At 62.7% G+C, this 24,617-nt stretch carries 21 protein-coding genes; 6 read left to right on the forward strand and 15 right to left on the reverse strand.

The window, feature by feature from the left end:
- Window positions 1-24 precede the first annotated feature (24 nt).
- From iolB to AACU78_RS06165, 3 genes are all read right to left on the reverse strand, one after another.
- Window positions 25-813 carry a 5-deoxy-glucuronate isomerase gene (iolB, locus tag AACU78_RS06155; RefSeq protein ID WP_106580291.1) on the reverse strand — a complete coding sequence of 263 codons (789 nt, stop codon included), beginning with the start codon at window positions 811-813 and terminating at the stop codon, window positions 25-27.
- Window positions 814-816: 3 nt separating this feature from the next.
- Window positions 817-1,704, reverse strand: a complete 888-nt coding sequence (iolE, locus tag AACU78_RS06160; protein ID WP_106580292.1) for a myo-inosose-2 dehydratase — start codon at window positions 1,702-1,704, stop codon at window positions 817-819.
- Between the two features lie 148 nt (window positions 1,705-1,852).
- Entirely contained in the window at window positions 1,853-3,790 is a 1,938-nt protein-coding gene (locus AACU78_RS06165) for a bifunctional 5-dehydro-2-deoxygluconokinase/5-dehydro-2-deoxyphosphogluconate aldolase (protein WP_106580293.1), read from the reverse strand.
- On the opposite strand from AACU78_RS06165, the gene AACU78_RS06170 reads away from it, so the two are divergent.
- Window positions 3,789-3,992 (forward strand): hypothetical protein, encoded by a 204-nt coding sequence (locus tag AACU78_RS06170; protein ID WP_146151475.1) that lies wholly within the window; start codon window positions 3,789-3,791, stop codon window positions 3,990-3,992. The two genes, AACU78_RS06165 and AACU78_RS06170, sit on opposite strands and share 2 nt — an antisense overlap.
- Window positions 3,993-4,075: 83 nt before the next feature.
- Window positions 4,076-4,984 carry a MurR/RpiR family transcriptional regulator gene (locus AACU78_RS06175; protein WP_106580294.1) on the forward strand — a complete coding sequence of 303 codons (909 nt, stop codon included), beginning with the start codon at window positions 4,076-4,078 and terminating at the stop codon, window positions 4,982-4,984.
- A gap of 149 nt (window positions 4,985-5,133) precedes the next feature.
- On the opposite strand, the gene AACU78_RS06180 is transcribed toward AACU78_RS06175, so the two are convergent.
- The 5 genes from AACU78_RS06180 to pdxR form a co-directional block, all read right to left on the reverse strand.
- Complete coding sequence (locus AACU78_RS06180; RefSeq protein ID WP_106580295.1) at window positions 5,134-8,244, reverse strand: efflux RND transporter permease subunit; 3,111 nt, start codon at window positions 8,242-8,244, stop codon at window positions 5,134-5,136.
- On the reverse strand, window positions 8,241-9,467 hold the full coding sequence (locus AACU78_RS06185; RefSeq protein WP_106580296.1) for an efflux RND transporter periplasmic adaptor subunit: 1,227 nt from the start codon (window positions 9,465-9,467) through the stop codon (window positions 8,241-8,243). The genes AACU78_RS06180 and AACU78_RS06185 overlap by 4 nt, the downstream gene beginning before the upstream one ends.
- Window positions 9,460-10,698: a TolC family protein gene (locus AACU78_RS06190; protein ID WP_106580297.1), complete on the reverse strand. Its 1,239-nt coding sequence runs from the start codon at window positions 10,696-10,698 to the stop codon at window positions 9,460-9,462. Before AACU78_RS06190 ends, AACU78_RS06185 begins: the two co-directional genes overlap by 8 nt.
- A 96-nt stretch (window positions 10,699-10,794) precedes the next feature.
- Window positions 10,795-11,133 carry a hypothetical protein gene (locus tag AACU78_RS06195; protein WP_106580298.1) on the reverse strand — a complete coding sequence of 113 codons (339 nt, stop codon included), beginning with the start codon at window positions 11,131-11,133 and terminating at the stop codon, window positions 10,795-10,797.
- A gap of 26 nt (window positions 11,134-11,159) precedes the next feature.
- Complete coding sequence (gene pdxR, locus AACU78_RS06200) at window positions 11,160-12,581, reverse strand: MocR-like pyridoxine biosynthesis transcription factor PdxR (RefSeq protein ID WP_106580299.1); 1,422 nt, start codon at window positions 12,579-12,581, stop codon at window positions 11,160-11,162.
- A gap of 92 nt (window positions 12,582-12,673) precedes the next feature.
- Here pdxR and AACU78_RS06205 point away from each other — a divergent pair, with 92 nt between their 5' ends.
- Window positions 12,674-13,885 carry a multidrug effflux MFS transporter gene (locus AACU78_RS06205; RefSeq protein ID WP_106580300.1) on the forward strand — a complete coding sequence of 404 codons (1,212 nt, stop codon included), beginning with the start codon at window positions 12,674-12,676 and terminating at the stop codon, window positions 13,883-13,885.
- A 102-nt stretch (window positions 13,886-13,987) separates the two neighbouring features.
- Here the strand turns inward: AACU78_RS06205 and AACU78_RS06210 are convergent, their stop codons facing one another.
- On the reverse strand, window positions 13,988-14,893 hold the full coding sequence (locus AACU78_RS06210; RefSeq protein WP_106580301.1) for a hypothetical protein: 906 nt from the start codon (window positions 14,891-14,893) through the stop codon (window positions 13,988-13,990).
- Between the two features lie 323 nt (window positions 14,894-15,216).
- Here AACU78_RS06210 and AACU78_RS06215 point away from each other — a divergent pair, with 323 nt between their 5' ends.
- Both AACU78_RS06215 and AACU78_RS06220 read left to right on the forward strand, forming a co-directional pair.
- The gene (locus tag AACU78_RS06215; protein ID WP_010564812.1) at window positions 15,217-15,900 is read left to right on the forward strand and encodes a response regulator transcription factor; all 684 of its coding nucleotides are present in this window, start codon (window positions 15,217-15,219) and stop codon (window positions 15,898-15,900) included.
- Window positions 15,878-17,272 (forward strand): sensor histidine kinase, encoded by a 1,395-nt coding sequence (locus AACU78_RS06220; protein ID WP_106580302.1) that lies wholly within the window; start codon window positions 15,878-15,880, stop codon window positions 17,270-17,272. The genes AACU78_RS06215 and AACU78_RS06220 overlap by 23 nt, the downstream gene beginning before the upstream one ends.
- A 126-nt stretch (window positions 17,273-17,398) precedes the next feature.
- Here AACU78_RS06220 and AACU78_RS06225 read toward each other — a convergent pair whose 3' ends face one another.
- From AACU78_RS06225 to AACU78_RS06235, 3 genes are read right to left on the reverse strand one after another with little or no spacing between them, the layout of a single operon-like run.
- Complete coding sequence (locus AACU78_RS06225; RefSeq protein ID WP_106580303.1) at window positions 17,399-17,809, reverse strand: SRPBCC family protein; 411 nt, start codon at window positions 17,807-17,809, stop codon at window positions 17,399-17,401.
- Between the two features lie 29 nt (window positions 17,810-17,838).
- Window positions 17,839-18,636 carry an SDR family NAD(P)-dependent oxidoreductase gene (locus AACU78_RS06230; RefSeq protein ID WP_106580304.1) on the reverse strand — a complete coding sequence of 266 codons (798 nt, stop codon included), beginning with the start codon at window positions 18,634-18,636 and terminating at the stop codon, window positions 17,839-17,841.
- 16 nt (window positions 18,637-18,652) lie between these two features.
- Window positions 18,653-19,657, reverse strand: coding sequence for an aldo/keto reductase (locus AACU78_RS06235; protein ID WP_106580305.1), 1,005 nt, complete (start codon window positions 19,655-19,657; stop codon window positions 18,653-18,655).
- 113 nt (window positions 19,658-19,770) lie between these two features.
- On the opposite strand from AACU78_RS06235, the gene AACU78_RS06240 reads away from it, so the two are divergent.
- Window positions 19,771-20,664, forward strand: coding sequence for a LysR substrate-binding domain-containing protein (locus AACU78_RS06240; protein ID WP_106580306.1), 894 nt, complete (start codon window positions 19,771-19,773; stop codon window positions 20,662-20,664).
- Between the two features lie 105 nt (window positions 20,665-20,769).
- Here the strand turns inward: AACU78_RS06240 and AACU78_RS06245 are convergent, their stop codons facing one another.
- From AACU78_RS06245 to AACU78_RS06255, 3 genes are read right to left on the reverse strand one after another with little or no spacing between them, the layout of a single operon-like run.
- Entirely contained in the window at window positions 20,770-22,065 is a 1,296-nt protein-coding gene (locus AACU78_RS06245; protein ID WP_106580307.1) for an NAD(P)/FAD-dependent oxidoreductase, read from the reverse strand.
- Window positions 22,062-23,150 carry a polyamine ABC transporter substrate-binding protein gene (locus AACU78_RS06250; RefSeq protein WP_106580308.1) on the reverse strand — a complete coding sequence of 363 codons (1,089 nt, stop codon included), beginning with the start codon at window positions 23,148-23,150 and terminating at the stop codon, window positions 22,062-22,064. Before AACU78_RS06250 ends, AACU78_RS06245 begins: the two co-directional genes overlap by 4 nt.
- Window positions 23,151-23,173: 23 nt before the next feature.
- Complete coding sequence (locus AACU78_RS06255; protein WP_106580309.1) at window positions 23,174-24,532, reverse strand: glutamine synthetase family protein; 1,359 nt, start codon at window positions 24,530-24,532, stop codon at window positions 23,174-23,176.
- Window positions 24,533-24,617 lie beyond the last annotated feature (85 nt).

A 24,617-nucleotide genomic window follows, 5' to 3' on the forward strand; every position in this document is an offset into this window, starting at 1 on the left:
GTTGTTGTTCTCCGTTCAAACCAGTCAGAGGTCCAGCAGCCAGCTGTGCTGCGGGTCGTTATGGAAATGCCAGGCGCGCTTGGGGCCGGCCATCACGTTCAAGTAATACGACTCGTAGCCATACGGCACACTGACCGGGTGATACCCCTTGGGCACCACCACCAGGTCGCTGTTTTCCACGGCCATGGCCTGGTCGATGCTGCGATCGTCGGTGTACACGCGCTGGAACACGAAGCCCTGGGGCGGGTTGATCTGGTGGTAGTAGGTCTCTTCGAGAAAACTTTGGTGCGGCAGGTCATCGGTGTCGTGCTTGTGCGGCGGGTAGCTGGACGAGTGCCCGGACGGCGTGCGCACTTCCACCACCAGCAGCGAATGGGCCGGCTCGCTGTCGGGCAGGATGTCGCACACATACCGGGTGTTGGCGCCCTTGCCGCGCACGCTGCGCTTGCACTGTTCAGGACGAATCAGGCGCGGTTCAAAACCTATGGCACCGGGTGCAGCGCACACGGCAATTTGCACATCGCTCAACGCGGTCACCTGCGCATCGGTGCCGGGCGGCAGGTAGGCGGCGAAGGGTGATTTGTCTTCAAAGACCGAGTGGCGATCACCGAGGTTCTGCCAGTTGAAACCTTCGCCCTCGATATTCACCCGGCCGCTGAGCAGAACCAGGCATAGCTCTTTATCGCCGGCGGTGACCGGCAGGGTTTCACCCAGGCTCAGGCGGTAGGCGGCAAAGCCTACGTACTCCAGGCGCCCTTCATCCAGGGCAACCATGGTTTGCCCGCGTTTGCTGCTTTTGACCAACAAGCTCATCACTTAAGTCCTCTCGCTGAGAAGCGTGCGCAACGTGTCGTAGCCCTTTTTCGCGTAGATATAGCTGGGCGCCACGGCCGGGTCCTGCTCGGCTTCCACCACCAGCCAGCCCTCGTACTTGGCCGCCAACAGCACGTCGAGCAACTCGGCAAAGTCGATATCGCCGTCGCCGGGCACGGTGAAGGTGCCGTTGACGATGCAGTCTGGAAAGCTCCACATCTGGTTGCGCGCCAGTTGCACCACCGGTTTGCGCACGTCCTTGAAATGCACGTGGCAGACGCGCTCGATGTGTTTGCGCAGCACCTCGACGGGCTCGCCGCCGCCCATGTAGCAGTGACCCGAATCGAACAGCAGGCCGACTTCCGGGCCGGTGCGGCGCATCAACTGGTCAATGTCTTCGGGGGATTCGACGTAGGCGCCCATGTGGTGGTGGTAGGCCAGGCGCACGCCCTGGGACAGGGTGAAACGCGCCAGCTCGGTGAGTTTGTCAGCGTAGGCCTGCCAGGCGTGTTCGCTGTGAAAACGCGGACGTTCGATCAGGCGCACCCTGGCGCCCTGAATCGAATCGGCGACTTCGCCGTAGACCAGCACCTTGGCGCCGTTGAGTTTGAGCAGCTCGACGTGGCCGGCGATGGCCTCGATTTCTTCCGCCACCGAACGCCGTGCCAGGCGGCTGGAATACCAGCCGGACACCAGCGCCAGGTCATAGGGGCGCAGCACGTCGCCGACGCCTTGGGCGTCCTTGGGGAATTTGCCGTTGAGTTCAAAACCTTCGTAGCCGATCTCCTTGCCTTCGCTCAGCGCAGTGCTCAAGGGCGTTTCACCGCCCAGGGCCGGCAGGTCGTCGTTGCTCCAGGAGATCGGGTTGATGCCAATTCGGATTGCGGGCATGGCTGCACCTTTTGTTTTTATCTGACTTAAGCCTGGTGAGGTTTGCTTTGTGTGGGAGCTGGCTTGCCTGCGATGGCATCAGCCCGGTCTATCTGATGGACCGAGTTGTCTGCATCGCAGGCAAGCCAGCTCCCACATTTGAACAGGTTTAACTTCTAGCACTGCGCCAGGCATTGATGAGCTGTTCGAACGTGCCCTGCACCTGTTGGATCAGCGTTTCATCATCAATCTCCCCCGCCATCCATGCGCGGCTGGGTTCCTGGAAGATCGTGCGGCCCACCGCGAACCCACGGCAGGTGCTGCTTTGGCTTGCTTGCTGGAAGCCGTCGGCGAGGCATTCGGCCGAAGCGTTCAGGCCCAGCAGCACCACGCCACGGCAGTACGGGTCGCGCTCCTGGATCAGTTCGTCGAGTTTTTTCCAGTCTTCGGCCGACTGCGCCTCGATCTTCCACCACGCCGGGTAGATGCCCAGGTTGTACAGGCGCTTGAGGCTGCGATAGAGCACGTCGGGATAGGTGGACGGGTGATCCTTGGGCGGGATGACTTCCAGCAGCAGCTCATGGCCGCTGACCAGCGAAGCCTCGTACACCGCCTTGAGCTGCGCTTCCTGTTCCAGGCGCAGCATCGGCTCATCGTCGGGGTGGTATTGCACCAGGCACTTGATGATTTGCTCCTGGGGCCAGGCAATCAGGTTGCTGCCCACCGAGCGCCCGTGTTCAAACGCCAGCGGCCGCGAGTTCTGCACTTCCACCGGGCGCGCGATCCACCAGCCGCGACCGCTGGCGGCGTTGAGTGCGTCCTGGCCGAAACGCTGGTCGGCCAACAGGCCCACATCGGCGTCGACGCCCTGCTCGCGCAGTTTGGCTTCGACGCGTTCGATGGCCTGGATAAACAGCTGCTTGATGTCGCTGATGCGGGTTGGGGCCTGGCCGCCTTTTTGCGCCAGGTCCACCAGTTGCCAGCGATGGTCGAAGGCAAACACGAACAGCTGCTTCCAGGCTTTGCGCGGCACCGTGACGCGGTGCAGACGCTGCAAGGTGACGTCTTGATCTGGCCGGGTGATGGGCACCGGGCTGTTGAACAGGTAATCCAGCTCGGCAGGCGTGGGCATGGCCGGCGCGCAGGCGTGGCGGGACACCACCAGGCCGCCACAGGCGTTGGCCAACTGGCTGCAACGCTCGTCGCTGGCATCGTTGATCCAGCCGCTGAGAAAGCCCGACATGAACGCATCACCGGCGCCCAGCACATTGAGCACCTCAACGCGCACGCCGGGGTAGATGGCGCCGTCTTCCAGCCGCGCGGGGATCGCGCCGTGGATCACCGTGCAGCCCTGCGGGCCGAGCTTGACCACCAGGGTGGCCGGGGTCAATTCACGCACAGTGCGCAGCGCGGTGAGCAAATCTTCACTGCCGCCAGCGATCAGAAACTCCTCTTCGGTGCCGACGATCAGGTCAAAGCGCGGCAAAATTTTCTGTACGTGCTGGCTGACGTTCTGGTCGGCGACAAACCGGGTCTCGCCGTCGGCCTTGCCCGCCAGGCCCCACAGCACTGGACGGTAGTCGATATCGAGCACGCGCTTGACGTTGTGCTTGGCCGCGTAGTCCAGGGCCTGGATGCTGGCCTTGTACACGCCATCGGTGGAGAAATGCGTGCCAGTGATCAACAAGGCTTTGCTGGAGGCAATAAAGGCCTCGCTGATGTCTTCGGCGCGCAAGGCCATGTCGGCGCAGTTTTCGCGGTAGAACACCAGCGGGAAGGTTTCGCGGTCCTTGAGGCCCAGCAGCACCAGCGCGGTGAGGCGTTCCGGGTCGACCTTGATACCGCTGACATCGCAGCCTTCGCGGGCCAGGGATTTCACCAGGAAGCGGCCCATGTGGTCGTCGCCGACCCGGCTCAACATCGCCGATTTAAGCCCCAGCCGCGCGGTGCCAAAGGCGATATTGGCGGAGGACCCGCCGAGGTACTTGGCGAAGCTGGACACGTCCTCAAGTCGCGCACCCACCTGCTGTGCGTAAAGGTCGACGCCCAGGCGTCCGAGGCAAATCAGATCCAATTGACGCCCACTGGCAAAACGAGTCTGGCCCATGCTGGCTCCTGTTATTTTTATCAGCCTGCGTGGTGCCGCCGTGGTGGCGGCACACGCTCTTGGTGAAAGCAGACTAGAACGTCCGGCGGCCGCAATCAATATTTATTCCATAATTATTTTTAGTGGAATATTTTTTCCAATAAGCCAGCATAATGGCCTGCCAGCCCTCCTGCATCGTTTCAGCAGGCCACGGCTGCCGTGATGCCGGGGTATTTTTTTGCGCCTACCCTGTAGACTTGCGCCCACCCATCAGCGCATCAGAAGAACACGCCAGAAGGATTGCCCATGTCCCGCACCGATCCCGAGACCACCCTGGAAGAGACTATTGCCAGCCCTCCGATCAATGCCGAGCGCCTGTTGCAGCTGATCACCGACGAATACGAAAGCCTGCCACGCCAGCTCAAACGCATCGCCAGCTACATGAGCCAGCAAAGCGACCGGATCATGGTCGACCGCATCAGCGACATCGCCCGCGAGTGCGAAGTGCACCCCTCGGCCATCGTACGGTTCTCCCAGCGGTTCGGTTTCAGTGGTTTCAGTGAGATGCAGGCGCTGTTTCGCGAGGCCTACACCCACAAGACCACGCCGGTGCAGAACTACCAGCAACGCATCCGCAGCATGATCGCCAACAAGTCGCAGAAGGCCAGCGGCGGCGACCTGGCGCGCGAATGCGTGAACGCCACCCTCTCCGGCATCGAACGCCTGGGGCTGGAACTCGATGATGTGGCCTTCGAGAAAGCCGTGGACCTGGTGGTCAATGCCGACAATATCTACGTGGTCGGCGTGCGTCGCTCCTTCGCGGTGGCCGATTACCTGGTCTATAACCTGCAGCACACCAACAAGCGCATTCACTTGATTTCCGGTTTGGGCGGCAGTTACCGCGAGCAGATGCGCAGCGTGCGTGCCAATGACCTGGTGATCGCCATCAGCTTTACGCCCTATGGCAAAGAAACTCAGCACTGCCTGCGTATTGCCCAGCATCATCAGGCCAAGACCTTGATCATCACCGACAGCAACCTGTCGCCCCTGGCCAAGCGGGCGAATGCGGTGCTGTTGGTGAATGAGGGGTCGTCGTTTGCGTTTCGCTCGCTGAGCGCCACCTTGTGCCTGTGCCAGGCATTGTTTATTGCGGTGGCGTATCGGTTGGAGTTGAAGGTCGATGAGATTCATGAACAGGTGGGGTTCGACGACTGATCTTCTGGCACGGCAGGTTCCCTGTGGACGCCGGCTTGTGTGGGAGCGGGCTTGCCGCGAATACGGTGTGTCAGTATCAGATAGGTTGACTGACGCACCGCTTTCGCGAGCAAGCCCGCTCCCACATAAAGCCAGTTCCTGTCGTTTGGTTAGTGTTTGGCTTTGCAACGGCGCATCAGGTGGTACGCCGCGGGGATGACGAACAGGGAGAGCAACGGCGCGGTGAGCATGCCGCCGATCATTGGCGCGGCGATGCGGCTCATGACTTCGCTGCCAGTGCCGTCGCCCAATAGCATCGGGAGCAAGCCGGCAATGATGACCGCCACGGTCATGGCTTTGGGGCGCACTCGCAGTACGGCGCCTTCGGTGATGGCTGCCAGCAGGTCACCGTCCTTGCGCTCGGCCCAGGCGTTTTTCAAGTAGAGCAGCATGATCACGCCGAACTCCGCCGACACGCCCGCCAACGCGATAAAGCCCACGCCCGTGGCCACCGACAGGTTGAAGCCCAGCCCGTACAGCAACCATACGCCGCCGGTGAGTGCGAACGGCAACGTCCCGAGAATCAACAGCGCCTCATCCGTACGACGGAAGGTCAGGTAGAGCAGCACAAAAATGATCAGCACAGTCGCCGGCACGACCAGTTTCAGACGTTGATTGGCGCGTTCAAGAAATTCGAACTGCCCCGAATAGCTGAGGCTCATGCCCGGCTGCAACTGCACTTGCCCGTTGATCGCCTCACGCAGATCCTTCACCACCGACGCCAGGTCACGGTCGCGCACGTCGATATAGACCCAGCCGGAAGGCCGCGCGTTTTCACTTTTGAGCATTGGCGGCCCGTCACTGATTTTGAGCCTGGCCACCGTACCAAGCGTGATCTGACTGCCTTGCGGCGTGTAGATCGGCAGGGTTTCCAAGGCCGTTACCGAGTCGCGCCATTCCCGCGGATACCGCAGGCTGATGGGGAAACGCGCCAGGCCTTCCACGGTCTCGCCAATGGTTTCGCCGCCAATCGCCCCTGACACGATCGACTGCACATCGGCAATGTTCAGCCCGTACTGCGCGGCGGCGCCACGGTCGATGTCCACGTCGATATAGCGCCCGCCAGTCAGCCTTTCAGCCAGCGCCGAACTCACCCCCGGCACACCTTTGGCGACCTTCTCGACAGCCTGGGTCACGGCATCGATCTGCATCAGGCTGGAACCTGCCACCTTCACGCCAATCGGGCTTTTTACCCCGGTGGCGAGCATGTCGATGCGGTTGCGAATCGGCGCAATCCAGATATTGGTCAAGCCTGGCACCTGCACCACGCGGTCCAGCTCTTTCACCAACTGTTGCGGGGTCATGCCGGCGCGCCATTGGTCCCGGGGCTTGAACTCGACAGTGGTCTCGAACATCTCCAGCGGCGCCGGGTCGGTGGCGGTTTCGGCGCGGCCGGCCTTGCCGAACACATGGGCGACTTCCGGCACGCTTTTGATCAGGCGATCGGTGCGTTGCAGCAGTTCGCCCGCCGTCTGCGTCGACAGCCCCGGCAGCGCCGAAGGCATGTAGAGCAAGTCCCCCTCATCCAGCGGCGGCAAAAACTCGCCGCCCAGCTTCGACAGCGGCCACACCACGCTGGCGACCATCAGCAGCGCCACCAGCAAGGTCGCGCGCGGCCAGCGCAGCACCGCTTCGAGGGCCGGTTGATAGAGCTTGATCAACCCGCGATTGAGCGGGTTGCGCTGCTCGTCGGGGATGCGCCCGCGAATCCAGTAGCCCATCAATACCGGGATCAACGTCACTGATAACCCGGCCGCTGCCGCCATGGCGTAGGTCTTGGTGTAGGCCAGCGGGCCGAACAGCCGCCCTTCCTGGGCTTGCAAGGTAAACACCGGGATAAACGACAGGGTGATGATCAGCAGGCAGAAAAACAGCGCCGGCCCGACTTCTACCGCCGCCTGCGTCATCACCGTCCAATGCTCCTCACCTTTGAGATCGCGTCCGGGATTGGCGTGGTGCCAGGCTTCGATTTTCTTGTGGGCGTTTTCGATCATCACCACGGCCGCATCCACCATCGCGCCGATGGCTATCGCGATACCGCCCAGGGACATGATGTTGGCGTTGATCCCTTGGAAGCGCATGACGATAAACGCGATCAACACGCCCACCGGCAACGAGATGATCGCTACCAGCGACGAGCGCAGGTGCCACAGGAATATCCCGCACACCAGCGCCACCACCAGGAATTCCTCGAGCAGTTTGTGGCTGAGGTTATCCACGGCGCGGTCGATCAGTGTGCTGCGGTCGTAGGTGGTGACGATCTCTACGCCAGGCGGCAGGCTGATTTTCAACTGCTCCAGCTTGGTTTTCACCGCAGCAATGGCCTCACGCGCATTTTTACCGCTGCGCAGGATCACCACGCCGCCGACCGCCTCGCCTTCGCCGTCGAGTTCACTGATGCCCCGACGCAGGTCCGGGCCGAGTTGAATCGTGGCCACATCGCCGAGGGTCACCGGCACATTGTTGCGGTCGAGACGCAGTGGAATGGCGCGAAAATCATTGAGCGTTTTCAGGTAACCGGACGCGCGCACCATGTATTCGGACTCACCCAGGTTCAGCACCGAACCACCGGTTTCCTGGTTGGCCTTGGCGACAGCGTCCGCCACTTGGGCTTGGGTGATGCCGCGACTGGCCATGGCCAGCGGGTCAAGCTGCACCTGGTATTGCTTGACCTGGCCGCCAATGGTCGCCACCTCTGCCACATTCGGCAGGGTCTTGAGCTCGAATTTGAGGAACCAATCCTGCAAGGCGCGCAATTGCGCCAAGTCGTGCTGGCCGGTGCGGTCAACCAGCGCGTATTGGTAGATCCAGCCAACGCCGGTGGCGTCCGGCCCCAGCGACGGCTTGGCCGACGCCGGCAGCCGTGCCTGCAATTGGCTGAGGTATTCCAACACCCGCGATCGCGCCCAATACAGGTCGGTGCCTTCGTCGAACAGCACGTACACGTAGCTGTCGCCAAAGAAAGAAAAGCCACGCACGGTCCTGGCGCCCGGCACCGAGAGCATGGTGGTGGTCATCGGGTAAGTGACCTGGTTTTCCACGATCTGCGGCGCCTGGCCCGGGTACGGCGTGCGGATGATCACCTGCACATCCGAAAGGTCCGGCAACGCGTCGACCGGCGTGTTCTGCAGCGCCCAAATGCCCCATGCGGTGATGAACAGCGTGGCGAGCAACACCAGAAACCGGTTGGCCACCGACCAGCGAATCAAAAGCGCGATCATGGCCGGGCTCCCGGTTGCATGCTCATTTCAGACGTGTCGGACGCTGGCGCTATTAACCCGCGTAAACTGGCTTCAGAGTCCAGCAGAAATTGCCCGGACGCGACCACCTGCTGACCTTCCTGCAAGCCACTGCGGATTACGGTCTGGTCCTGGTTCTCGGCCCCCACCTCGACTTCCAGCGGTCGATAATGCCCGCCCTCCTCGGCCAGCATCACCAGCACACGCTTGCCGGTGCGAATCAGGGCTTCGCTGGGCACCTGCAACACCGCTTGCCCGCTGGTTTGCGCCAGGCGCACCTGGGCGGTCATGCCAGGGCGCAAGCTGCCGTCGGGGTTGGGCAGTTCGACGCGAACCTGCACGGTGCGACTGTCCAGGGCGTTGGCCGGCAAGATCGCACTGAGGGTGCCGTTGATGGCCTCGCCCGGCAAACCGGCAAAGTGCGCCACCACGCGTTGCCCCACGGCTAACGTCGCGCCTTGCGCCTGCGGCACGGCGACCTGCAACCACACCTGCTCCAGGCCATTGACCCGCGCCAGGGTTTGCCCGGCTACCACGGTCATGCCGTCGCGCACCTCAAGGGTCTGCAGCGCGCCGCTCAAGGGCGTGTTGACGGTCATCACTGATTGCACCCGGCCACTGCGCTCCATCTGCGAGATCAGCCCGGCAGGCATGCCACTCAGGCGCAGACGCTGGCGGGCTGCCGCCAACAGGCCACTGTCAGCGCTGCGACGCAGCGCAAGGAACTCTTCCTGGGCGGCGGCCCACTCGGGCACCAGGATGTCTGCCAACGGCGCGTCGGCCTTGAGCACATCACCCGGCGCCCGCGCGTAAACACGCTCGACGAAACCACCGGCCCGGGCCTGCACCACTGCCACATCACGCTCGTTGAAGGCCAGGATGCCCGACACATCCAGCGAGGACGTCATCACGCCACGGGTGACTGTGGCCAGGCGCACGCCAATGGTCTGAGCCTGGCGCGGATCGATCTGCAGCGTTGGGGTATCCGCTGCGGCGCCCTCGGCGTAGCGCGGCACCAATTGCATGTCCATGAAAGGCGACTTGCCGGGCTTGTCGAACTTCTGCTGCGGGTACATCGGGTCGTACCAGTACAACGCGTGCTTGTCGTCGCTGACAGGCGCCAAGGTTGCGGGGTGCAACTGCGCCAATCCGTAGCCCGCACCCAGGCCGAGCAACAACACCGCGGCTGCGATTCGATTATTCATGCGTGGGCTCCCCGTAGGCGAAGTACAGCTGCGCGCCGACCAGGGCACGCTGCTCGATGGCATCGATCTGTTTGAAACGGGCTTGAACCAGTTCCCGGCGGGCGCTGACCACGCTGATCAAATCGCCTTTGCCCGCGCGATAACCGGCCAGGCTCAGGGCGACCTTCTCTTCGGCCAGCGGCACGAGGCTGTCCTGACTGCGTTGCACGGCGCGGTCCAGGCGCTGGTAAACCGCCAGGTCGTCATCCAGCCTCTGGGTATGTTCACGGGTGGCAGCTTCGCGTTCGGCATCCAGTTGATCGAGTTCGGCCAGCCTGGCGGCAATGCCCGGGTTCTGGCGGCGACCGGGGAAGATCGGCAGATCTACGCTCAATTGCAGGCTGACCATGTCGCCGTATTCACGGCCGCGGTGCTGGTAGTCCACTTCCCAACTCCAATCCGACGATTTCTGCGCCTTGGCTTCCTGCAAGCGCGCTTGGGCCTCGCGCGTGCGCGGCACGAAGGCTTGCAACTCGGGATGCTGATGCAGGTTGTGACTGTAGCCGCGGTTGTCGATGTGCCAGTTGGGCAATTGCCCGCTGGGTGCTTCGTTGGCGGCTGCGCCGATCCAGCGCTTGAGGGCGGCGCGGGCCTGGGCGCGTTGTTGGGTCAATTCGTCTTCGCGCTCGGCCAGCTCGGCGGCTTCCTGTCGGGGGATCACCGTATCGGCGGCCTGCCCGCGGCCACCGGCCAATTGCGCCCGCACACTGTCTTGCAGCAGGCGATTGTTTTCGTAGAAGTCCGCGAACAAGGCCTGCTTGCGCTCCACCGCGTAGGCGCGAATCCACGCCTGCGCCGTGGCCTGGCGCACGTTGAGGCGCTCGATTTGCCCTTCGGCCGCCGTGCGCTGCACCGTCGCATCCGCCAGCTCAACTCGGGCCTTGCGCTTGTCGCGGCTGGGCACCTGTTGCTGGAGGCCGACCATCTGATCGGTCATGTCGTCGCCATACAAGGTGCCGCGATTGGGCCCGCCGACGGGAAAATTCTGCAGGCCTACCAGCAGTTTCGGGTCGGGCAGTTCACCGGCCGGGATGGCGGCTTGCGTTGCCGCTTGCAGCCTGGCCGATTCGGCGCTCAGGGACGGCGCGTTGTTCTGCGCCAGGCGCAGGGCGTCATCCAGGGTCAACGCAGAGGCAAGCGCCGGCCATGTCAGCACGCCCACCACCAGGGCGCGCCTGTAGAGGGAATTCATCGTCAAGATTCCTGATCTGTTGCACTGCGTGCCGCTTTACGCGGCCCACAGCAAGGCCATCCCGAATCCGGGATGAAGCTTGAGGTTCAACAGAAATCAGTAACGGGGTGGGCGCCAGACGCCGGACGGCGTGCGGTCGGGGATGAAATCAGAAGTGAGGCTGGCCGTCAGCGGATGGGCCAGGGTCAGCGGTGCCTTGAGCACCGGCATCGACAGTTGCAGCAGGCCGCCGGTCTTGCATTCCTGCCCCGGTTTGCAGGCTTTGCCAGGGTTGGCAGCGTCCTGGCAGCAGTCCGGGGCCATGTCCGACATCATCTGCATGTCGGACATTTTCATCGGGCACGGCTCGGTGCTCGACGGCACACCCGCCATCCCGGTCAGGGGAAGCGTGAGGCTTAACAGCAGGACCAGGATTAAACGCAGTAGACGGCTCATGGGGCGCGAGTCTAGCCAAGCGCGGGTTAAGCCGCTATTAACAATTGCGTGAGCACTCGGCCGTGATAGCGAATCTGCGCCAGGGTCAGCGCGGTGTAGCCGATGATCACCGCCGGCGGCAAGCTCGCCGCGACGCAGAACTTGCCCAGTGGCTGCAAGGTCAGCCCGGCGGCGGCGGCGCGGGTGCAAAATTCGGTTTCCTCGACGCCGCTTGGCAGCCAGAGCACAAAGTGCAGCCCGGCTTGCTGGCCGCTCACCGGGTATTCGTCCGGCAGGCAGCCGAGCAGCGCATCGCGGCGCGCCTGATAAGCCTGGCGCGAAGCCCGCAGGTGCCGCACAAACGCGCCGCTGGCGAGAAACTCCACCAGCCCCAACTGATCCGTCGCGCCCACCGAATGCCCGGTGAGTTGCAGGGTGCGCAGCAACGCGGGGCGCAACGCCTTGGGCACCACCATGAAACCCACGCGCAGGCCCGGGAACAGGTTCTTGTTGAAACTGCCGCAGTAGATCACCCGGTCGCGGGAATCCAGAGCTTTGAGCGCCGCCAGTGGTGCGCTGTTGTAGTTGTATTCACTGTCGTAGTCGTCTTCGATCACCCAGGCGTGGGCGCGGGCGGCCCAATCCAGCAGCGCCAGGCGGCGCGACACCGACAGGGTCATGCCCAGCGGCGCCTGGTGCGCCGGTGTCACATAGGCCAGCCGCGCCGTGTCGGGGAGCTGCGCGGTATCAAGGCCTTCGGCTGTCACCGGGACCGGCACGACCTGCGCACCGGCCAGGCTGAACAGGCGGCGTGCCGGTGTATAACCGGGGTCTTCCACGCACGCGGTGTCACCGGGTTTGAGCAGCGTGCGCGCGATCAGGTCCAGGCCATGGCGAATACCGGTGGTGACAATGATTTCGTCCGCCTCGCAGTGCATGCCGCGATAACTGCGCGCGTAGTCGGCGATCTGTTCACGCAATGCGGGCAAGCCGCCCGGGTGGGCGGCCTCCAATACCCCTGTCCCCGCAGACAGCAAGCCTCGGGAGATGCACCGCGCCCAGGTTTTGAGGTCGAACAGGCTGGCGTCCGGGCGTCGCGCGACAAAAGGGACGTGGCTTTGCACGCCCGCGTCGGGCTGATCCGGTATGGCCGCGCGGCGTGGACGTGCGCTGGGCGCCGGCGCCGCAATGAATTGCTCGGGGATCACCGCGCTGACGCGCGTGCCCGAACCCGCCACGCGCTGCACGTAACCTTCACTGTGCAAGCGCTCGAACGCCGCTTCAAGCGTGCCGCGCGACACCAGCCAGCGTTCGGCCAGGCTGCGGGTCGACGGCAAGCGGCTGCCGGCGGGCAATTGCCGATTGAGGATGGCGGCGCGCAATGCGTCGTAGGCGCCCTGCTGCTTGCCGGCGTCCAGGCTATCGGGGCGCGGCAGGTCCAGGTGGGCGGCGGCTTTTCCTCGGCTCATAGTGGTCCCTTGGTTAGAGGCACAAGTGGCCCTGAGGATTAAACCACATACCCGCTAGAGTTCGAACTCGACTCCCTGCGAAGAAGCTTCCCATGACGCAACGCGCCCTCTCCTCCGGGTTCTGGCTGGTGCTACTGACCGTACTCATCGGCCTGCCACGTATCACCCTGGACATGCACCTGCCAGCCCTGCCGGCCATGGCCGACGACTTCCTTGCCAGCGACAGCCAGTTGCAGCTGACCCTCACGCTGTACGCCCTGGGCTCGGCCATTTCCTTGCTGATCAGCGGCCCGTTGACCGACCGCTTCGGGCGCCGCCCGGTGCTGCTGAGCGGGTTGTGTGTGTACGCGGTCGCCACCGTGGCCTGCGCGCTGGCCGACAGCATTGGTGTGCTGATCGTCGCCCGCCTGTTCCAGGCCCTGGGCGGCTGCTGCACCACGGTCATCGGCCGGGTGATCGTGCGCGATTACTTCGCCCGCGATGAACAGGCACGCCTGCTTGGCCTGATCTCCATGGCCATGGCGATTTCGCCGATGGCCGCACCGGTGCTGGGCAGCCTGATGCTGCCGTTCATCCATTGGCGCGGCCTGTTCATCGTATTGGCCGTGATCGGCGTGGCGCTGTGCCTGGTGGTGTTTCGCCGGCTGCCGGAAACCCGTCCACCGGAAGTCGCCGCCGCGCCGCCGAGCAACCTGCTGCGCCTCTACGGCCAGCTGCTGCGCGACCGTTATTTTCTGCGCTACTCCCTGGCGATCGGCTGCGTGTACAGCACGTATTTCCCATTTATCAGCGAGTCGTCGGCTCTGCTGCAACGCGGCTTTCACCTGTCTGCCACGGCCTACGCGCTGGTGTTTGCCGCGACGATCAGTGGCTACATGCTCGGCGCCAACCTGTTCCGCCGACGGGTGCTGCGCGTTGAAGCCAATCAGTTGATCAATGCCGCCATCGGCTTGAATGTGCTGGGTTGCGTGATGCTCGCAGGGGCCACGGTCGCCCTGCCGCAGGCCTGGCTGGCGATTGTGCTGCCGATGGTGGTGATCATGGTGTCGGTGGGGATGGTGATTCCGGCCTGCCAGCTGTCGGTGTTGCAGCCTTACGGCGCGATTGCCGGGACGGCGTCGGGGTTGTTCTTCTTTATCCAGATGTTCCTGACGGCCGTGAGCAGTTGGGCCACCGGGTGGCTCTCGGACGGCACCTCGCAACCCCTGGTGATCATGACGTCAGTGGCGAGCGCATTGCTGGTTGCAGGTTGGTGGGCCTTGCAACAAAAAGCCGCGCCTGTGGGTCAGGCGCGGCTTGGGTGAAGCGCGATCAGGATCAGTGCATGAAGATCGCGATCAGAATGATGACCGGGATAGGCACACCGAGGAACCAAAGCAGTAATGAGCGCATGTTGTTCTCCTTGATTAACGAACGTAGTTTTCAGTTTCGACGTACACCACGGCGTCACGACGACGACCGCCGAAGGTGGCAGCGAAACTGGCAAAGAAGGCACCGATCAACAGCGCAATGAAGGTCCACAGCGAGGTGTAGGCAGCCACTTTGGCGGCAGTGTCGGCAGCTTGCTTGGCTTTGACCTTGGCGTCTTCGATGGCTTTGCGGGCATCGCCGTACACCTTGTCGATACGCGCTTCGGCGTCAGCCTGGCTGAGGTTGGTGCGCTGGCTGATCAGCTGAGCGAGGTAGGTACGGTCTTCAGGGGCCAGTTGGCCATCGTTGCTCAGGGTGCGAGTGAAGATGCGCGCTACAACGCCATGCACGGCGTCATCGCTGACGGCGGCTGGGCGATCATCGCGAAACAGGCTGTCGACGTAGTAGTCAAAGTCGCCGCTGTTGGCGCCTTTGGCTGCACTGCCGGCTGCCTGAGTCAGTCCACTGGCGGCGCTCGAGGCGACACCGGCGCCGGCTTTAACGCCGCCGCTGACCACACTGCTCACCGAGCCGACGACCAGTACCGCGGTCACCAGCGTAGCGACTGCCCAAGCGAGGAAACCATGGGCGGTGTCGCGAAAGTACACCTCGTCACCGTGCATGTTGGCCCACTTCACACGCAAGCGGCCGGCAATGTAGCCGCCCAGGCCCGAAGCGACGATCTGGGTGAACGCCAGCCAGACAATTGTGGAAATGCCAAGCCCCTTGGCGCTGATACCGCTGTCGGCCCACGGCGACACCGCCGAAAAGCCCAGGCCGAAGCCCAGCAGCACCAGGATCAGCGACAGTGCGGCCGCCGCAGCGGCCCCGGCGAAAATCGCCCCCCAGGAAACCCCAGAGTGCGAGCTCGATTCTTGCAGCGTGGATGACGATGTGATCATTGTTGTTTTGCTCCCGGCAGGAAAAATAGTGTTACAACTCTCAAAAGGGACAGTGCAGGCACCATGCCAGCCGGGCGAAAAAATAAATTCGTTATATTTCAACAAGATACAAAAATTGAACTAACTTAAACCATGCAAGTTGCAAGAAATGATCGAAAACAGCGTGCTTTATGCAATCCCCCAACGCCCACGGCCTGTGTGGGCGCTGGCCGGCATGAAAGTTGTGTCAGTTTTGCCAAGATGAAGTTTAATTTAGGAAGCGTTCAGGCATTTCTTGGCAAAATGCCCCCACTTCTAGTGTGAATCGCTCACCAGGTAATCCTATGACCCGTATTTTGACCATCGAGGATGACGCCGTTACAGCCCGCGAGATCGTCGCCGAGCTGAGTAGCCATGGACTGGATGTAGATTGGGTGGACAACGGCCGTGAAGGCCTGGTCCGCGCTGTGAGTGGTGATTACGATCTGATCACCCTCGACCGTATGCTGCCGGAACTCGATGGCCTGGCCATCGTCACGACCCTGCGCACCATTGGGGTGTCGACGCCGATCCTGATGATCAGCGCCCTCTCCGATGTCGACGAGCGGGTACGCGGCCTGCGGGCAGGCGGCGATGACTACCTGACCAAGCCATTTGCGTCCGACGAAATGGCCGCCCGCGTCGAAGTGCTGCTGCGGCGCAAAAGCACGGTCAAGGAGTTCGAAACCGCCTTGCGCGTGGCCGACCTCGAACTGAACCTGATCAGCCGCGAAGCCAGCCGCGCCGATCAGCCGTTGAGCCTGCTGCCCACTGAATACAAACTGCTCGAATTCCTGATGCGCAATACCGGGCAGATCCTCTCGCGAATGATGATCTTCGAAGAAGTCTGGGGTTATCACTTCGACCCGGGCACCAACCTGATCGACGTGCACATCGGTCGCCTGCGCAAAAAAATCGACCCGCCGGGCCTCACGCCGCTGATCCGCACGGTACGAGGTTCCGGTTATGTCATTGCTGAACCCCTCTAAAGGCTGGCGCTCCTCCAGCAGCCGCTTGCTGGCGCTTTACAGTTCGTTGTTCGTGGCCTGGAGCTGCATCCTCATGGGGGTGCTGTATTACGAGGTCTCGGGTTACCTGGGTGACCTGTCGCGTCACTCGCTGATGCAGCGCCAGCACCTGTTTCAACGCTTTGACGGTGAAGAACTGGTGGAAGCCCTCACCACCAGCATGACCTTCGACATGAAAGGCGTGGACGCCTACGGCCTGTTCGATGAGCAGTTTCGCCCTTTGAGCGGGCCGATCCGCGCAGTGCCACCGGACCTGCCGCTGGACGGCAAGATCCACGCCCTGGCCAACTGTGTCGACTCCGACGACCCTAAATTGCCCAAGGACAGCTGCGATGCGGTGGCCACCCACACCGAAGACGGCCGCTGGCTGGTACTCGTGCGCGCCAACGGTTCACTGTTTGGCGTGACCCGGATCATCTGGCATGCGCTGCTGTGGGCACTCTCCCTGACGATTATCCCCGGTGCTGCCGGTTGGCATTTGTTACGCCGTCGCCCGCTGCGGCGCATCCGCGGCATACAGGCCAGCGCCGAGGCCATCGTCGCCGGTGACCTGACGCACCGCCTGCCGTTGTCTGACCGACGCGACGAACTGGACATGCTCGCCGCCATCGTCAACGCCATGCTCGACCGCATCGAGAAGCTGATGAACGAGGTCAAGGGCGTGTGCGACAACATCGCCCACGACCTGCGCACGCCGCTGACGCGCTTGCGCGCGCAGCTTTACCGCATCAAACAAGAGGCAGAGGAAAACTCCGTCTACGCAGTGAAACTGGACGATGCGATTGCCGAAACCGATACGCTGATGGCGCGCTTTCGCGGGCTGTTGCGCATCTCGGAGCTGGAAGACCACCAGCGCCGTTCGGGTTTCCTGGTGATGGACCCGCTGCCGCTGTTGCGCGAACTGCATGACTTTTACCTGCCCCTGGCGGAAGAAGGCGAATTGCAGCTGCGCCTCGAAGTGCCCGACTCGCTGCCGTGGATCACCGGCGACCGCGCACTGTTGTTCGAAGCCTTGGCCAATCTGTTGAGCAACTCGATCAAGTTCTCGCCACCCAACGGTGAGGTGATCCTGCGTGGCGTCAATGATGCCGGCAGCACGCGTATCGAAGTGCACGACTCCGGCCCGGGCATTCCGGCGGCGGAGCGCGACGCAGTGTTCCAGCGCTTCTACCGCGTGGATGAAAGCGACCAGCAAGGCGGGTTCGGGTTGGGCTTGTCGATTGTGGCGGCGATCATCAACCTGCATGGGTTCAAGTTGGAAGTCGGCAACAGCCAATGCGGGGGTGCATGCCTGCTGCTGGAGTGTCGGCAGCAATTGATGCCTGAAGCCTGAAAATCATCTCAGTAAAAATGTGGGAGCGGGCTTGCTCGCGAATGCAGAGTCTCAGTCACCGCAAGCCTTGACTGACCCACCGCTTTCGCGAGCAAGCCCGCCCCCACATCAGGCGTGTGTCGCCTGTTAGAAGTTGGCGCGCAGCGCCTCAAGCCCACCGCTGTACACGCCGGCGAACAACTCCTCCACCGCCGCGTCCGTGGTCCCCGCCGCCGGGGTGAACACGCCGGACCACGTCACTTTCGCCGACGCATCGGTCAACGCCTCAACCTGCAACGTCGCCAGGTAAGCACTCACCGGAAACGGCGACTGCTCGATGGTGTAGCTGTAAATGCGCGCCACGTTATCAAAGCTCTGCAAGCGCTCGACCACCACACCGCCGTCCGCGGTTTGCAAGTGCCGCACACGCCCGCCGTCGCTCGCCTCGCTTTTGACGATAAACGGCAGCCAATCGGGCAGCGTGTTAAAGCCGCCAATCAATTGCCAGACCTGATCGGCCGAAACCGGAACCTCAATCACAGAAGAAGCTGTCGCCACAATAAATACTCCAAAAAAATGACAAAAATTCAGATCGCCATGCTGTCGACAACACCACCGTCGACGCGCAATGCGGCGCCCGTGGTTGCAGAAGACAAGGGTGAAGCAATGTACGCCACCAGGTTGGCCACTTCATCCACATTTGCCGCGCGCTGGATGATCGACGTGGGCCGCGCATTGCGCACAAACACGTCCGCCTCTTCCCGCGCACTGCGCCCGGACTTGGCGGTGGCGTCTTTGAGCATCTGCTCCAGGCCGTCGGTAAAGGTCGGCCCCGGCAGCACCGCATTGACCGTCACACCGGTGCCGGCCAGACGCTTCGCCAAACCATGGGAGACCGCCAGGTTGGCACTTTTGGTCACGCCGTAGTTGATCATGTCCGCCGGCGTTGCCACCCCGGATTCCGACGACAGGAAGATCACCCGCCCCCAGCCCTGCTCAACCATGCCCGGCACATAATGGCGCGCCAGGCGCACGCCGGAGATCACATTGACCTCGTAGAAGCGCGTCCACTCGCTGTCCGGTGCGTCGAAGAAATCCACATCGTTGAAGATGCCCAGGTTGTTGACCAGGATGTCGGCGCGCGGTTCGGCAGCGAACAGTTTATCGGCACCTTCAGCTGTGCCGAGGTCCGCTACCAGCCCGCGCAGGTCAGCGTTCGGCACCGCCTGACGAATGCTCGCCAGGGCGTCGTCGACCTTGCCCGCGTCCCGCCCGATCACCACCACGGTGGCGCCGGATTGCGCCAGCGCCTGGCTGATGCCCAGGCCGATCCCGGCAGTGCTGCCGCTGACGATGGCTACTTTGCCACTTACATCGATTTTCATCTGAGAACTCCTGAAGTTAGCGCGGCAGCGGTGCGCTGGCCGAAATCAACTGTGCATCGCGCAACGCCTGCCAAAAGGCTGCCGGAATCTTCTCTGACAACGCCGCGACGTCTTCGGCAATCCGCCCCGGACGACTGGCACCCGGAATCACTGCGGCCACTGCCGGGTGAGCCAGGGAGAATTGCAGCGCTGCGGCTTTCACGCTCACGCCAAACGCCTGGGCAATCGCTTTGATCTGCTCGACCTTGCTGATAATCGCCGGGCTGGCCTTCTGGTATTCGAAGTGCGCACCACCGGCCAGAATCCCCGAGCTGTAAGGGCCGCCAACGACGATTTCGACGTTCTGCGCCAGTGCGGCATCCATCAGGCGTTGCAGGGCACGCTCGTGGTCCAGCAGGGTGTAGCGGCCGGCCAACAGGAAACCGTCGGGCTGCGCTTCGGTCAGGTCAAGGGTCAGCTCGCACGGCTCGACGCGGTTCACGCCCAGGCCCCAGGCCTTGATCACGCCTTCTTCACGCAAGCGGGTCAGCACTTTGAAGGCGCCGGTGCGGGCCTGGTTGAAGTAGTCCAGCCACTGGTCGCCGTAGAAATCCTGGGCGATGTCGTGAATCCACACGATGTCCAGACGGTCGGTCTGCAGGCGCTTCAGGCTGTCTTCGATAGAGCGCAGGGTGGCGTCGGCGCTGTAGTCGTTGAGCATCTTGTTCGGGCGGCCATGTTCGAACACACCGCTTTTTTCGCCGAGGTCGCGGGCGCTTTCTTCGACTTCGTCGAGAATCACGCGGCCGACTTTGGTGCTGAGCACGAAGTCATCGCGGTTGTACTGCGACAGGGCTTGGCCCAGGCGGATTTCCGACAGCCCCGAGCCGTAGAACGGCGCGGTGTCGAAGTAGCGCACGCCGCTGTTCCAGGCAGCCTCGACGGTGGCCTGGGCTTCGTCTTCGGGAATGGCGCGGAACATGTTGCCCAGCGGTGCGGTGCCAAAGCCCAGTTGGCCGGGCAGTTTGTCTTTCAAGCTCATGGTGGATCCTCAATCGGGTTCAGGGTCGCTGTGACCGTTGAGCAGATCCTAGATTGCATAGATCGGACCGTCCAAGACATACTGCGACCAACTTAAGTCCTGCGAGGTCTTACATGATTGATCTGCGCCAATTGCGCTACTTCGAAGTCGTTGCCGAAGAAGAACACGTCGGCCGCGCCGCCGAACGTTTGCACATCTCCCAGTCGCCCTTGAGCCGGCAGATCGCCCAGCTCGAAGAGCGTTTGGGCCTGACCCTGTTCGAACGCAGCCAGCAGCGCATCCGCCTGACGCGCGACGGCCAGACGTTTCTGGCCGAAACCAAGGCGCTGCTGACCCACGCCAATCGCCTGGAATCCCTGGGCAAACGCCTGGGCCGCGGTGAAGAAGGCGGTTTGTGCATCGGCTATATCGAAAACGCCATGCACGCCGGTGTGCTGCCCAACGCCTTGCGCGTGTTGAGAGACGACCGCCCCACCGTGCATATCAAGCTGTACAACTTGCCGTCGCTCGAACAGCTCGAAGGCCTGCGCCAGCGCAGCCTGGATATCGCCCTAGTCAGCGAGCCACCGGCCGCCGATGACCCGGACCTGACCGCGTTGCAAGTGCTGGACGACCCCATGCTGCTGGCCCTGCCTGAACATCATCCGCTGGCCAAACACAACGAACTGCTGCCCGAACATCTGGCCGATCAGGAATGGATTGGCGTGCAACGCAAAGCCGGCGCTAACCCTGCCGATGATTTCGTCGCGGCCTGCATTCGGGCCGGTTTTACCCCGCAAATCCCGATGGAAGCCAGCGAGCCGTTCACCGCATTGGGCCTGGTGGCCTCGGGCTTGGGCGTGGCCATGGTGCAAAAAGGCTTGAGCCGCAATGCCCCGCCCGGCGTGGTGTTGCGCGAGCTGCCGTGGATGACCTACACCACACCGTTGTGGGCGGCGTGGCATCGGGTCAACCTGCGCCCGCTGGTGGAAACCTTCCGCAAAGTGCTCACCGAACCCGAAGGCTGACAATACCTTAAAGGTGGGAGCGGGCTTGCTCGCGAACGCGGTGGGTCAGCAGCACATGCATCGCCTGACACCCTGTTTTCGCGAGCAAGCCCGCTCCCACCCGGGTCAGCCAAACCTCTCGCGCAGGCGCAACCACAACATCCCCAGCGCCAGCAGCGGCGAGCGCAAGGCCTTGCCGCCCGGAAACGTCATGTGCGGCACCTGGCTGAAAATGTCCAGCCCGTGGCTGTGGCCCGCATGAATGGCTTCGGCCAAAAGCGTTGCGCACCAGTGGGTCACGTTCAGTCCATGCCCGGAATAGCCCTGGGCATAGAACACATTCGGGTGCTGCTTGAGCCGCCCGACTTGCGCAAAGCGGTTGGCGGTAATGCCGATCTTGCCGCCCCACTGGAACTCGATGGTGGTGCCCGCCAACTGCGGGAATACCTTGAGCATCTTGGGCTGCATATACGCGGCGATGTCCACCGGATCACGCCCGGAGTAATGGCACGCACCGCCGAACAACAGTCGGCGGTCGGCGGAAAGTCGGTAGTAGTCCAGCCCGACTTTCTGGTCACACAGCGCCAGGTTCTGCGGGATCAATTGCTTGGCGACTGCCTCGGACAACGGCTCGGTGGCGATAATGTAACTGCCCGCCGGCAGCACCTTGCCGCTCAAGCGCGGTTCCAGTTCATCCAGGTGCGCATTGCACGCCAGCACCAGGTGGGCGGCGCGCACCGTGCCAGCGGCGCAGCGCACTTGCACGGTGTCGCCGTGGATCAGTTCGACGACCTGGGTGCGCTCGAAAATCCGCACCCCGAGCGACTCGGCCACCTGCGCCTCGCCGAGTACCAAGTTCAGCGGGTGCAGGTGCCCAGAGCCCATGTCCACCAAGCCACCGGCATAGACCGTCGAACCGACCACCTGCTGCATGTCCTGCGCTTCGACCAGCCGAGTTTCATGGGCATACCCAAGCGCCGCCAGGCTCTGCTGCTCGCCCTTGAACGCAGCGAATTGCGCGGTGGTATTGGCCAGTTCGCAAAAGCCCCAGCGCAGATCGCAGTCAATGCGGTGCTGACGAATGCGCTCGCCTACCAGCGCCACCGAATCAATCCCGGCCCGCTCCAGGTAACGCACGCCCTCCTCGCCTACGTACCTGGCGAACCCCGACACGTCATGGCCGATGCCACGAATCAACTGCCCGCCATTGCGCCCGCTGGCGCCCCAGCCGATGCGCCGAGCCTCCAGCAGAATCACCGAGAGCCCGCGCTGGGCCAGCTCGATGGCCGTATTGACCCCGGTAAAACCGCCGCCGATCACGCACACATCGGCGCTCAGGTCGGTGCCCAGCGATGGACGCTCAGGCATGGCATTGGCCGAAGCACGGTAATAGGACCGGGCGTGGTCACTGGATGAAATCATTTGTTGGTCTTCACTTTGCTCCAGGCGCGGGTCATCAGGCGCATGGTCGCCGGCGTCGGCGTGGTGGAAATGTAGAGTTTGTCGAGCACTTCCTGCGACGGGTACACCTCAGGGTTGTTCACCAGTTCCGGCGCCATGAACGGCTTGGCAGCGGGGTTGGCATTGGCGTAGCCGACCGAGGCACTGACCTTGGCGATCACTTCGGGGTCGAGCAAATAGTTGATGAACGCGTGGGCTTCTTTCGGGTTGCTGGCATCGGCCGGAATCGCCAGCAAGTCGAACCACAGGTTGGAGCCTTCCTTGGGAATTGAGTAGGCGATGTTCACACCGTTTTTGGCTTCCTTGGCGCGGTTGGCGGCCTGGAACACGTCACCGGAATACCCGAAGGCCACGCAGATATCGCCGTTGGCCAGATCCGAGATGTACTTGGAGGAATGGAAGTACGTGATGTACGGGCGCAGTGTCAGCAGCTTGGCTTCGGCCTGTTTGTAGTCCTCGGGGTTCTCGCTGCGCGGGTCCTTGCCCATGTAATTGAGGATCGCCGGGAACAGCTCGTCCGCCGAATCGAGGAAGGCGACGCCGCACTCGTGGAGTTTTTTGATGTTCTCGGGTTCGAACAGCACCGCCCACGAATCGATATGGTCGATGCCCAGCACTTGCTTGACCTTGTCGACGTTGTAGCCGATGCCATTGGTGCCCCACAGGTAGGGCACCGAATGCGCATTGCCCGGGTCGTTTTTCTCCAGCAGCTTGAGCAGTTTGGGGTCGAGGTTCTTGAAGTTGGGCAGCTGCGAGCGGTCGAGCTTGAGGAACGCGCCGGCCTTAACCTGGCGCGCCAGGAAGTGGTTGGACGGCACCACCACGTCATAGCCGGTGCGCCCCGCCAGCAACTTGCCCTCCAGGGTTTCGTTGGAATCGAAGACGTCGTAGACCACTTTGATCCCGGTCTTGGCCTGGAAATCAGCCAAGGTGGTCTCACCGATGTAGTCGGTCCAGTTATAGACGCTGACCGTCGGCGCGGCTTGGCTGGCACTGCTGAACGCGGCCACCAGGGCCAGCGGGAGAAGCTTTTTCACAAGACGCATATCGACACCCCTTTTGAGTTTTTTTAGACGCTCAACAGCAGGAACTCACGTTCCCAGGAACTGATCACCCGCTTGAAATTCTCATGTTCGGCGCGTTTGACTGCCACGTAGCCGCGCACGAACTTCTCGCCCAGGTACTGCTTGACCGTGTCGCAATCCTCCATCCGCGCCAGCGCGTCTTCGAGGGTGAACGGCAGGCGCAGGTTGCGGCGCTCGTAGGCGCGCCCTTCCACCGGGGCGCTGGGCTCGATCTTTTCGATCATGCCCAGGTAGCCGCACAGCAAGCTGGCGGCAATTGCCAGGTACGGGTTGGCGTCCGCGCCCGGCAAACGGTTCTCCACGCGCATTGCCTCGGGGCTGGAAGTGGGCACGCGCAGGCCGACGGTGCGGTTTTCTTCGCCCCACTCCACGTTGACAGGGGCCGAGGTGTCCGGCAGGAAGCGGCGGAACGAATTCACGTTCGGCGCGAACATCGGCAGCAGCTTTGGGATGTACGTCTGCAACCCGCCGATGTGGTGCAAGAACAGCTGGCTCATCGTGCCGTCGGCATCGACAAACACCGGTTTGCCGGTGGCGATGTCCACCACGCTCTGGTGCAGGTGCATGGCGCTGCCGGGCTCATCGGCCACCGGCTTGGCCATGAACGTCGCGGCCACATTGTGCTTGAGCGCGGCCTCGCGCAGGGTGCGTTTGAACACGGTGATCTGGTCGGCCAGGTGCAGGGCATCGCCGTGGCGGAAGTTGATTTCCATCTGCGCCGGGCCGTCTTCGTGGATCAACGTGTCGAGGTCCAGGCCCTGCAGCTCGCACCAGTCGTAGACGTCTTCGAACAGCGGATCGAATTCGTTGGCGGCGTCGATGGAAAATGACTGGCGGCCGGTTTCGGCGCGACCGGAGCGTCCCACCGGGGTTTTCAACGGCAGGTCCGGGTCCTCGCAGCGCTGGGTCAGGTAGAACTCCATTTCCGGCGCCACAATCGGCTGCCAGCCTTGCTCGGTATACAGCTGCAGCACCTTTTTCAGCACGTAGCGCGGCGACAGCTCAATCGGATTGCCCTGCTTGTCATAGGTGTCGTGGATCACAATCGCGGTGGGTTCGATAGCCCACGGCACCACGTACGTGGCGTTGGACACCGGGCGGCAGATCATGTCGATGTCGGCCGGGTCGAGCAGGTCGTAATAGATATCGTCGTCGACAAAGTCCCCGGTCACCGTTTGCAGCAACACACTTTCCGGCAGGCGCATGCCTCGCTCATGCAGGAACTTGTTGGTGGGCGCAATCTTGCCGCGTGCGATGCCAGTCAAATCACTGATCACGCATTCGACTTCGGTAATCTTGTGTTCTTTCAGCCAGGCGGACAGCTGATCGAAGGGGGCGTTCATAAGGACCTCGTCATGGGTTGGGTGCATGCGCCGGCTTGTACTCGCGGCGCATTGAGGTCTATCTTGATGCCGCCGCCCTGCGGCA

This window comes from Pseudomonas sp. R9.37 (assembly GCF_963878885.1).
GTDB lineage: Bacteria > Pseudomonadota > Gammaproteobacteria > Pseudomonadales > Pseudomonadaceae > Aquipseudomonas.

What these genes read in the sequence shown, in the direction of transcription:
- iolB (WP_106580291.1), bottom strand. Translation starts at nt 813, where the DNA reads ATGAGCTTGTTGGTCAAAAGCAGCAAACGCGGGCAAACCATGGTTGCC.
- iolE (WP_106580292.1), bottom strand. Translation starts at nt 1,704, where the DNA reads ATGCCCGCAATCCGAATTGGCATCAACCCGATCTCCTGGAGCAACGAC.
- AACU78_RS06170 (WP_146151475.1), top strand. Translation starts at nt 3,789, where the DNA reads ATGCTGGCTCCTGTTATTTTTATCAGCCTGCGTGGTGCCGCCGTGGTG.
- AACU78_RS06165 (WP_106580293.1), bottom strand. Translation starts at nt 3,790, where the DNA reads ATGGGCCAGACTCGTTTTGCCAGTGGGCGTCAATTGGATCTGATTTGC.
- AACU78_RS06175 (WP_106580294.1), top strand. Translation starts at nt 4,076, where the DNA reads ATGTCCCGCACCGATCCCGAGACCACCCTGGAAGAGACTATTGCCAGC.
- AACU78_RS06180 (WP_106580295.1), bottom strand. Translation starts at nt 8,244, where the DNA reads ATGATCGCGCTTTTGATTCGCTGGTCGGTGGCCAACCGGTTTCTGGTG.
- AACU78_RS06185 (WP_106580296.1), bottom strand. Translation starts at nt 9,467, where the DNA reads ATGAATAATCGAATCGCAGCCGCGGTGTTGTTGCTCGGCCTGGGTGCG.
- AACU78_RS06190 (WP_106580297.1), bottom strand. Translation starts at nt 10,698, where the DNA reads ATGAATTCCCTCTACAGGCGCGCCCTGGTGGTGGGCGTGCTGACATGG.
- AACU78_RS06195 (WP_106580298.1), bottom strand. Translation starts at nt 11,133, where the DNA reads ATGAGCCGTCTACTGCGTTTAATCCTGGTCCTGCTGTTAAGCCTCACG.
- pdxR (WP_106580299.1), bottom strand. Translation starts at nt 12,581, where the DNA reads ATGAGCCGAGGAAAAGCCGCCGCCCACCTGGACCTGCCGCGCCCCGAT.
- AACU78_RS06205 (WP_106580300.1), top strand. Translation starts at nt 12,674, where the DNA reads ATGACGCAACGCGCCCTCTCCTCCGGGTTCTGGCTGGTGCTACTGACC.
- AACU78_RS06210 (WP_106580301.1), bottom strand. Translation starts at nt 14,893, where the DNA reads ATGATCACATCGTCATCCACGCTGCAAGAATCGAGCTCGCACTCTGGG.
- AACU78_RS06215 (WP_010564812.1), top strand. Translation starts at nt 15,217, where the DNA reads ATGACCCGTATTTTGACCATCGAGGATGACGCCGTTACAGCCCGCGAG.
- AACU78_RS06220 (WP_106580302.1), top strand. Translation starts at nt 15,878, where the DNA reads ATGTCATTGCTGAACCCCTCTAAAGGCTGGCGCTCCTCCAGCAGCCGC.
- AACU78_RS06230 (WP_106580304.1), bottom strand. Translation starts at nt 18,636, where the DNA reads ATGAAAATCGATGTAAGTGGCAAAGTAGCCATCGTCAGCGGCAGCACT.
- AACU78_RS06235 (WP_106580305.1), bottom strand. Translation starts at nt 19,657, where the DNA reads ATGAGCTTGAAAGACAAACTGCCCGGCCAACTGGGCTTTGGCACCGCA.
- AACU78_RS06240 (WP_106580306.1), top strand. Translation starts at nt 19,771, where the DNA reads ATGATTGATCTGCGCCAATTGCGCTACTTCGAAGTCGTTGCCGAAGAA.
- AACU78_RS06245 (WP_106580307.1), bottom strand. Translation starts at nt 22,065, where the DNA reads ATGATTTCATCCAGTGACCACGCCCGGTCCTATTACCGTGCTTCGGCC.
- AACU78_RS06250 (WP_106580308.1), bottom strand. Translation starts at nt 23,150, where the DNA reads ATGCGTCTTGTGAAAAAGCTTCTCCCGCTGGCCCTGGTGGCCGCGTTC.
- AACU78_RS06255 (WP_106580309.1), bottom strand. Translation starts at nt 24,532, where the DNA reads ATGAACGCCCCCTTCGATCAGCTGTCCGCCTGGCTGAAAGAACACAAG.